Annotated in this window: 1 protein-coding gene; it reads right to left on the reverse strand. The window is 75.7% G+C overall.

Annotated features, from left to right (window positions below; translation table 11 throughout):
- Positions 1 to 12: 12 nt before the first annotated feature.
- Positions 13 to 10,209, reverse strand: coding sequence for a type I polyketide synthase (locus tag BLU95_RS01445; protein WP_093858292.1), 10,197 nt, complete (start codon positions 10,207 to 10,209; stop codon positions 13 to 15).
- Positions 10,210 to 10,264 lie beyond the last annotated feature (55 nt).

Below are 10,264 nucleotides of genomic sequence, written 5' to 3' on the forward strand. Positions count from 1 at the left end.
TGCGGCTGTCGGTCAGTCACGTTCGCCGCCCAGGGCCATCCGGACGAGTTCGTCGACGGCCATGGCGTTGATGTCGGCGGCGGCGGGAGCCGGCGTGTCCGGTGTCTCCGGCCGGTCCGCGAGGTGCGCCTCGGTGGCCTTCCCGGTGCCGACGGGGTCGCCGGCCCCGTCGGGTACCAGGCGCCCGCTGAGGTGGGCGGCGACGGCGGCCGGGGTGGGGTGGTCGAAGACCAGGGTCGCGGGCAGCCGGCGGCCGGTGGCGGCGCTGAGGCGGTTGCGGAGTTCGACGGAGGTGAGCGAGTCGAAGCCGAGGTCCTTGAACGCCTGGTCCGGGTCGACGGCCCCGGCTCCGCCGTGGCCGAGGACCTCGGCGGCCCGGCTCCGTACCAGCTCGAGCAGGGTGGCGACGCGTTCCTCCGGGGTGAGGCCGGTCAGCCGGCGGCGCAGCGAGTCCGCTCCGGCGGCGTCGGCCCCGGACGCCGGGCGGCGTGCGGTGCCGGGGACCAGGGCGGAGAGCAGGGCCGGAACGGGTCCGGTCCGGGCAGCCGTCCGGAGCCGGCCGAGGTCGATCCTGACCGGGACGAGCAGCGGTTCGTCCAGCGTGAGCGCCGCGTCGAACATGGCCAGACCCTCGTCGCTGCCGATGGCCGCCGTACCTCCCCGGGACATCCGCCGCAGGTCGGCGGCGGTGAGCGTGCCGGTCATGGTGCTGCGGCGCTCCCACAGGCCCCAGGCGAGGGACTGGGCGGGCAGTCCCAGGGCCCGGCGGTGCTGGGCGAGCGCGTCGAGGAAGGCGTTGGCGGCCGCGTAGTTGGCCTGCCCGGCGTTGCCGACCGTCGCGGACGCGGAGGAGAACAGGACGAAGGCCGACAGCGGCAGATCACGGGTGAGGGCGTGCAGGTTGAGGGCCGCGTCGACCTTGGGCCGCAGGACGTGGCGCATCCGCCCGGGGGTCAGCGATTCGACCGTCCCGTCGTCCAGGACGCCGGCCGCGTGGACGACCGCGCTCAGCGGACGGTCGGCGGGGACACCGGCGAGCAGCGCGGCGAGCGCGTCCCGGTCGGCGACGTCGCAGGCCGCCACGTCCACCCGGGCGCCGAGGCCGCGCAGTTCGGCGGCGAGGTCGGCCAGGCCCGGGGCGTCCGCGCCCCGCCTGCCGACGAGCAGCAGGTTCCGTACGCCGTGCGCGGTCACGAGGTGCTGTGCCACCAGGCCGCCGAGCGTGCCGCCGGCCCCGGTGACGAGGACGGTTCCCCCGGTCGCGGCGATGCCGGACGGCGTGTCCGGGGCCTGGTCGGGGTCCGTCGCGACGGTGGCCCTGGTGAGGCGGGCGGCGAGCAGCTCCCCGCCGCGTATCGCCAGTTGGGGTTCCGTTCCGGCCAGTGCCCGGGGCAGCAGGCCGGTCACGGCCGCCGGGTCGTCGGTGTCGATCAGCAGGAAGCGGTCCGGATGCTCGGACTGGGCGGAGCGGACCAGGCCGCGGACCGCCGCGCCGGTGAGGTCGGTGACGTCTTCACCGGCCGCCGTGGACACCGCGCCCCGGGTGACGAGCACGAGCCGGGTGCCGTCGTCCCACCGCGGGTCGGCCAGCCAGTCCTGGACGAGCCGCAGGGCGTCGTCGAGGGCGGTGTGCACGGATGCGGCGTCGGGCGGGACCGGGAGTTCCGGGGCGTGGTCGCACCACGCCAGCACGGCGGCGGGCGACGGCGCTCCGCCGTCCAGCGCGGCACCGAGCGCGGCCAGGTCCGGATAGCTGTCCGGGAAGAGGTCCCGGCCGCCGAGGACCGCCCAGTGCCCGAGGGCGTCGGCGGGTGCGGTGGCGGGCGCCGCCGACCACCGCAGCCGGTAGAGGGACTCCGGGCCCGCGCCCGGGCGGAGGGTGTCGAGGTCGACCGGGCGGACGGCGAGCGCCTCGACCGACGCGACCGGGAGGCCGTTCGGGTCGGTCGCGTCGATCGACACCGATCCGTCGGGCCGGAGACCGAGCCGCACCCTGAGCACGGTGGCTCCGGAGGCGTGCAGCCTGATTCCGCTCCAGGAGAACGGCAGTCCGGCGGAGGGCCGGTCCGGGTCGGGTCCGTCCTCCTGCTGGGCGCGCAGGAACAGCCCCTGGAGGGCAGCGTCCAGGAGGGCGGGGTGCACACCGTAGGCGGAGGCGGACCGGTGCTGGTCCTCGGGCAGGCGTACCTCGGTGAGGATCTCCTCGCCCCGGCGCCAGGCCGTGGTGAGCCCGCGGAAGGCGGGTCCGTAGCCGTACCCGGAGGCGTCGAACCGCTCGTACAGGTCGTCGACGGGGATCGGGACGGCGCCGGGCGGGGGCCAGGCGCCGGCGTCGTCCGGTGCGGGAGCGGACCCCGGCTCACGGGTCGTGGCGTCGGCGGTGAGTACGCCGGTCGCGTGCGCGGTCCAGTGCTGGGTCGCCGCGTCCTCCCGGCAGGAGAACAGGTCCAGCGAGCGGCTGCCGTGCGCGTCCGCGGCGCCCACCCGCACTTGCAGGCGGACGGCGGTGTCGGCGGGTATCAACAGCGGTGACTGAAGTGTCAGTTCCTCCACCGTGCGGCATCCGGCCTCGTCCGCGGCGCGGACCGCGAGTTCCGCGAAGGCCGCGCCGGGCAGCAGGACCGTACCGGCCACGGCGTGGTCGGCGAGCCAGGGGTGGGTACGCAGCGACAGCCGGCCGGTGAGCACGAGTTCACCGGTGTCGGCCAGCTCGACGGCCGCTCCGAGGACGGGGTGGTCGGCCGGGTCGAGCCCGGCCGAGCTGACATCGGCCGCCGTGGTGGGCGCGGACTCGGGCCAGTAGCGGGTGCGCTGGAAGGCGTACGTCGGCAGGTCCACCCGGCGGGCCTCCGGGAACGCCCCCGACCAGTCCACCCCCAACCCCCGCTCCCACGCACGGCCCACCGCACGCAGCACCTGCTCGCGACCGCCCTCGCCACGGCGCAACGTCCCCAGCACCGCCGCGTCCACCCCCGCGGCCTCCACCGACTCCCCCACCGCGACCGACAGCACCGCATGCGGGCTGGACTCGACGAAGAACCGGAAGCCCTCGCCCAGCAGCGTCGTGGTCGCCCGCTCGAACTCCACGGTCTCCCGCAGATTGCGGTACCAGTACTCCGCGTCAAGGGACTTCGTGTCCAGCCAACCACCCGTCACCGTCGAGAAGAACGCCACCGAACCGGTGACAGGGGTGACGTCGTCCAGGTCGGACAGCAGACGCTCGCGGAGCTCCTCCACATGGACGGAGTGCGACGCGTAATCGACCTCGATCAGACGTGCCCGCACCCCCTTCCCCACCAACTCCTCGACGAACGCGGTGACCGCGTCGGCGTCACCGGACACCACCGTCGACGACGGACCGTTCACCGCCGCCACCGACAACCGGCCCCCCAACCGCTCCCGCACCGCCTCCACCGGCAACGGCACCGACGCCATACCGCCACGACCCGCCAAGACCTTGATCGCACGGGAACGCAGCGCCACCACCCGCGCCCCGTCCTCCACACTCAGACCACCAGCCACACAGGCCGCCGCGATCTCACCCTGCGAATGGCCCACCACCGCGTCCGGCACCACACCGAACGAACGCCACACCTCCGCCAACGACACCATCACCGCCCACAGCACCGGCTGCACCACATCCACCCGCGCCAACAGCGCCTCCGAACCCAACGCCTCCACCAACGACCAGTCCACGTACGGCGCCAGAGCACGCCCGCACTCCGCCATCCGCCCCGCGAACACCGCAGACCCGGCCAACAGCTCCGCGGCCATCCCCACCCACTGCGAACCCTGACCCGGGAACACCAGCACCGAACGACCCTCGACCGGGCGACCGCCGTCCCACGTTCCCGAATCGTCGTCGGCCATCTGGCCCAGCAGGGTGCGAAGTCGGTCCCCGTTCCCGACCAGTGCCTTCCGGTACTCGAAGGCGGTGCGCGTGCGCAGGGCGGATCCGATGTCGCGCGGGTCGCCGCCGGGGTTGCCGTCCAGGTGGCGGCGCAGGCGGTCGGCCTGGAGACGAAGTGCCTGCGGGCTCTTCGCCGACAGCAGCCAGGGCACCGCCGGCAGGGGGGTGCGCTCGGCCGGCGGACCGTCGTCCTCCGGAGGGGTGTGTTCGAGGATGGTGTGGACGTTGGTGCCGCTCAGACCGAACGAGGACACCCCGGCCCGGAACGGGCGGCCGTGGGACGGCCACGGCCGCTGCTCGGTCGCGAGGGCCAGCGCGCCGCGCGTCCAGTCCACGTGGCTGGAGGGCGTGCCGACGTGCAGGGTGCGGGGCACCTGCCCGTGCTGCATGGACAGCACCGTCTTGATGACCCCCGCCACACCCGACGCCGCCTGGGCGTGGCCGAGGTTGGACTTGAGGGAGCCGACCAGCAGGGGCCGTTCGGCGGGCCGGTCCTGACCGTAGGTGGCCAGCAGGGCCTGCGCCTCGATGGGGTCGCCGAGGGTGGTGCCGGTGCCGTGCGCCTCCACCACGTCGACCTCGGACGCCGACAGCCCCGCGTCCGCGAGCGCCGCCCGGATCACCCGCTGCTGCGACGGGCCGTTGGGGGCGGAGAGTCCGTTGCTGGCGCCGTCCTGGTTGACGGCGGAGCCGCGGACCACCGCAAGCACCGGGTGTCCGTTGCGGCGGGCGTCCGACAGCCGCTCCAGCAGCAGGACGCCGACGCCCTCGCCCATGCCCATGCCGTCCGCGTCGTCCGAGAAGGCCTTGCAGCGGCCGTCCTCGGCGAGTCCCCGTTGACGGGAGAAGCTGATCAGGGCGCCGGGCGTCGCCATCAGGGCGACGCCGCCGACCAGGGCGAGGGAGCAGTCGCCGCCGCGCAGGGCCCGGCCGGCGTAGTGCATGGCGACGAGCGAGGAGGAGCAGGCCGTGTCGACGGTCACCGCGGGGCCTTCGAGGCCCAGGGTGTAGGCGACCCGGCCGGACACGACGCTGGGTGCGCTGCCGGTGAGCAGGTGGCCGTCCCCCTCCTCCGACCGGGCGACGACGGCCGCGTAGTCGGCGTAGTTGACGCCGGTGAACACGCCGGTGCGGCTGCCGCGCAGGGCGACCGGGTCGATGGCGGCGCGTTCGATCGCCTCCCAGCTGGTCTCCAGCAGCAGCCGCTGCTGCGGGTCCATGGCCAGGGCCTCGCGCGGCGAGATGCCGAAGAACTCCGCGTCGAAGTCCGCCGCGTCGTGCAGGAAGCCGCCCCGCCGGGTGGTCGAGGTGCCGGCGCGGTCGGGGTCGGGGTCGTAGAGGGACTCGATGTCCCAGCCGCGGTCGACGGGCAGGTCCGAGACGGCGTCGCCACCGGCGGCGAGCAGGCTCCACAGGTCTTCCGGGGTGCCGATGCCGCCGGGGAAGCGGCAGGCCATGGACACGATCGCGATCGGCTCGTCGTCGGAAGCGGGCGCGGGCGGGTTCGCGGCGGCGTCCGGGTCGCCGGGGCGCGGCTCGCCGGCCTGCCGGTCGAGCAGTTCGGCGCGGACCTCCCGGGCGAGCGCGATGGACGACGGGTGGTCGAAGATCAGGGTGGACGGCAGCCGCAGTCCGGTGGCGGTGTTGAGCCGGTTGCGGAGTTCGACCGCGGTGAGGGAGGCGAAGCCCAGGTCCTGGAAGGCCGCGCCGGGCCGGATCGCGTCCACCGAGGGATGGCCGAGGACGGCCGCCGCGTGGGTGCGGACCAGGTCGAGCAGCAGGCGGTGCTGTTCGGACTCGGCGAGGCCGGCCAGCCGTTGGCGCAGCAGCGCGGCGGCGGGTGCCGCCGTGTCGCCGGTCGAGGCCTCCAGGGCGCGACGGGCTTCGGGGACGCCGGTGAGCAGCGGGCTGGGGCGGATGGAGGTGAAGACGGCGGCGAACTGCTCCCAGTCGACGTCGGCGACGGCGAGTACGGTCTCGTCGTCGTCCAGTGCCTGTTGCAGGGCGTGGACGGCGAGGTCGGGGGCGATCCTGGGCAGGCCGTGCTGCTCCAGGTTGAACAGGTCGGCGTCCGCTCCGGCGAGGCGGTCCTGCCAGGGGTTCTCGGCCTGCCAGATGCCCCAGTCGACGGTGGTGGCGGTGAGGCCGCGGGCCCGGCGGTGCTGGGCCAGGGCGTCGAGGTAGGCGTTGGCCGCGGCGTACGCGCCGTGGTCGCCGCTGCCCCAGACCCCGGCGATCGAGGAGAACAGGACGAAGGCGTCGAGTTCGCGGTCGAGCAGGGCGTCGAGGTGTTCGGCGCCGGCGGCCTTGGCGGCGACGATCTGTTCGAACGCGGACATCGGTGTGGCGTCCAGGGGGGCGAGCGCGACGAAGGCGGCCGCGTGGACGACCGCGGTGACCGGGTCGCCCGCCGTCTCCAGGCCGGTGAGCAGCGCCGCCACGGCCTGACGGTCCGCCAGGTCGCAGACGGGCAGCGTCAGCCGTACGCCGAGGGCGGCCAGTTCCGCGGCGAGTTCGGCCGCGCCGGGTGCCTGGGGGCCGCGGCGGCCGGGCAGGACGAGGTGGGTGGCACCGCCGCGGGCCAGCCAGCGGGCGAGGTGCGGGCCGACGGCTCCGGTGCCGCCGGTCAGCAGGACGGTGCCGCGGGGCTTCCAGTGCTCCGTACGGCCGTCGGTCCGGGGGGCGCGCCGCAGCCGGCGGGCCAGCAGGCCGGTGGGGCGCAGGGCGAGCTGGTCCTCGCGGCCGGCGCCGTCCGTGCCGGGGCCGGAGGCCGTCAGTACCGCGACGAGCCGGGCCCCGGCGCGGGCGTCGAGGTCCGGCGGCAGGTCGACGAGTCCGCCCCAGCGGGCGGACAGTTCCAGCGCGGCCACCAGTCCGGTGCCCCAGACCAGTGCCTGGCGGGGGTGGGTGACCGGGTCGTCCGGGCCCGTGGACACGGCCCCGGTGGTGGCGCACCAGAGGGGTGCCGCGAGGGCGAGGTCGCCCAGGGCCTGCACCAGGGCGACGGTGAGTGCCGTCCCCGTGGGCAGGGCCGGGTGGTCGGGGTGGGGCCGGTCGTCGGCGGCCAGCAGCGACAGCACACCCGTCGGGACGCGGTCGCCGAGGGCGGTGGCGAGCGTGTCCGCGAGGTCCGTGCGGCGGACGGCGTCGGCCGTGAGTTCGGCGGTGACGACGGTGGCGCCCGCCTCGGTGAGGGCGAGCAGCGGGCCGCGTACCCGTGCGTCGTCGGCGTGTCCGGCGGGCAGGACGACGAGCCAGGTGCCGACGGCGGGGGTGGCGGCCGGCGGGTCGGGCAGGGGCTGCCAGCCGACGCGGTAGCGCCAGGAGTCGACGACGCTCTCGTCGCGTCGTTGTTTGCGCCAGCCGCGCAGGGCGGGCAGGACGGGGGCGAGGGCCTCCTCGTCGACGGCGAGGCGGGCGGCGATCTCGGCCGGGGCGTCGTGGTCGACCATGTGCCAGAAGGCCGTGTCGTGCGGGTCGGCGGCGGCCGGTCCGGGGTCGGGCGCGGCCTCCGGCTCCAGCCAGTAGCGCCGCAGCTGGAAGGGGTATCCGGGCAGGGCGGTCGGGCGGGCGCCGGTGCCGTCGTACACCGCGGACCAGTCGACGGCCGCGCCCTCCACCCACAGTTCGGCGGCCGAGCGCAGGGCCCGGCGCAGTCCGCCGTCGTCGCGGCGCAGGGTGCCGACGACCACGGGCGGCTCCTCGGCGCCGGTGGCCTCGACGGTGTCCTGGAGGGCCATGGTGAGCACCGGGTGCGGCGACACCTCGACGAAGACCTCGTGGCCCTGCTCGACCAGGGCGCGTACGGCCGCGTCGAAGCGGACGGTCCCGCGGAGGTTGCGGTACCAGTAGTCGGCGTCCATGACCGTGGTGTCGAGCCGGTCGCCGGTGACGGTGGAGAAGAGCGGGATCCGGGCCGGGAGCGGGCGTACGCCGGCCAGCGCGGTCAGCACCTCGGACCTGATTCCTTCGACCTGGGCCGAGTGCGAGGCGTAGTCCACGGGTACGGACCGGGCCCGTACGCCCCGGGCGGCGCAGTGGGCGAGCAGTTCGGCCAGGGCACCCGGCTCCCCCGAGACCACCACGGCGGCGGGCCCGTTGACGGCGGCCAGCGACAGCTTCTCGGCCCAGGGGGCGATCTCGGCGCGGACCCGGTCCTCGGGCAGGGACACCGCGACCATGCCGCCGAGTCCGGCGAGTGCCCGGATGGCCCGGCTGCGCAGGGCGACGACCTTCGCCCCGTCCTCCAGGCTCAGCGCCCCCGCCACCACGGCGGCGGCGATCTCGCCCTGGCTGTGCCCGACCACGGCGTCGGGCCGGACGCCCCAGGACTCCCAGTGCGCGGCCAGGGACACCATCACCGCCCACAGCACCGGCTGCACCACGTCCACCCGCTCCAGGGAGGGTGCCCCGGGCGCGCCCTCCAGGACGACGGGGAGCCGCCAGTCGACATGGGCGGAGAGGGCGGCGTCACAGGCGGCGAGGCGGTCCCGGAAGGCGGGGCTGGTGGCGAGCAGGTCCTGTGCCATGCCGGCCCACTGGGAGCCCTGGCCGGGGAACACCAGGGCCGTCCGGCCCTCGACGACCCGGCCGGTGCCCACGACGACGTCGGCGGGCGCGGCCGGGGCGGGGTCCGGGGCGGGGCCGGTGGGGACGTCCGTGCCCGGGCCGGACAGGGCGGCGAGGCCGTCCAGCAGTTCGGGGTGTCCGTCGCCGATCACCACGGCCCGGTGCTCGAAGGCGGACCGGGTGGTCGCCAGCGAGAACCCGATGTCGGCCGGCCGTGCGGGCGTGTCCGTGGCGAGCCGGGCACGCAGCCGGGCCGCCTGGCCCCCGAGCGCGGAGGCGGTGCGGCCGGAGAGCACCCAGGGCAGCACGGCCCCGGGGGCGCCCGGCGCGGCCGCGGTGTCCGGCCCGTCGGTCGCTGCTTCCGGTCCGTCGGCCGGTTCGGGCTCCGGTGCCTGTTCGAGGACGACGTGCGCGTTGGTGCCGCTCATGCCGAACGAGGACACCCCGGCCCGGCGCGGCCGGTCGAGCGCGGGCCAGTCACGGGCCTCGGTGAGGAGTTCGACGGCGCCCGAGGACCACTCGGCGTGCGGGGTGGGCGCGTCCACGTGCAGGGTGCGCGGCAGGACGCCGTGCCGCAGCGCGAGGACCGCCTTGATCACCCCGGCGACCCCGGCGGCGGCCTGGGTGTGCCCGATGTTCGACTTCAGCGACCCCAGCCACAGCGGACGGCCGGCGGGCCGGTCCTGGCCGTACGTGGCGAGCAGCGCGTCGGCCTCGATCGGGTCGCCGAGGGTGGTACCGGTGCCGTGCGCCTCCACCATGTCCACCTCGGACGCGGTCAGGCCGGCGTCGGCGAGGGCGGCTCGGATCACCCGCTGCTGGGAGGGGCCGTTGGGGGCGGTCAGGCCGTTGCTGGCGCCGTCCTGGTTGATCGCCGAACCGCGCAGCACGGCCAGCACCGTACGGCCGTTGCGGCGCGCGTCCGACAGCCGCTCCAGCAGCAGCATCCCCACGCCCTCGCCCCAGCCGGTGCCGTCCGCGGCCGCGGCGAACGGCTTGCAGCGGCCGTCGGCGGACATCGCGCCCTGCCGGCTGAACTCGACGAACACCGCCGGCAGCGCCATCACGCTGACCCCGCCGGCCAGGGCGAGCGAGCACTCACCGGCCCGCAGGGCCCGCGCCGCGAGGTGCAGCGCCACCAGCGAGGCCGAACAGGCGGTGTCCACGGTGACGGCGGGGCCTTCGAGCCCGAGCGCGTAGGACACCCGCCCGGACATCACGCTCATCGAGTTCCCCGTCATCAGGAACCCCTGGACGGCTTCGGCGGCGCCGGAGCCGAGCGTCGCGTACCCCTGGTCGATCGCCGCGGCGTACACCCCGGTGCGGCTGCCCCGCAGGGTGAGCGGGTCGATGCCGGCCTGCTCGACGGCCTCCCAGGACGCCATCAGCAGCAGCCGCTGCTGCGGGTCCATCGCGACCGCCTCACGGGGCGAGATGCCGAAGAACTCCGGGTCGAAGTCCGCCGCGCCGTCGAGGAACGCCCCCCGCCCGGGGACGGTGCCGCCGGACGGCCAGGCGGTCTCCCAGCCCCGGTCCCCGGGGACGGACCCGACGGTGTCGCGGCCTTCGGCGAGCAGGTCCCACAGGTCCTCCGGGGTGCGGACACCGCCCGGGAAGCGGCAGCTCATCGCCACGATCGCGATCGGCTCGCTGGTGCGGGCCTCGGCCTCCCGGAGCCGCAACCGGGTGTCCCGCAGGTCGATGGTCACCCGGTTGAGGTAGTCGCGCATCCTCTGGTCGCTCACTGGACACCGCTGCTTTCGTCTCGGGCTGCTCGGGTCTCGT

The sequence above is a fragment of the Streptomyces sp. TLI_053 genome (assembly GCF_900105395.1).
Lineage (GTDB): Bacteria > Actinomycetota > Actinomycetes > Streptomycetales > Streptomycetaceae > Kitasatospora.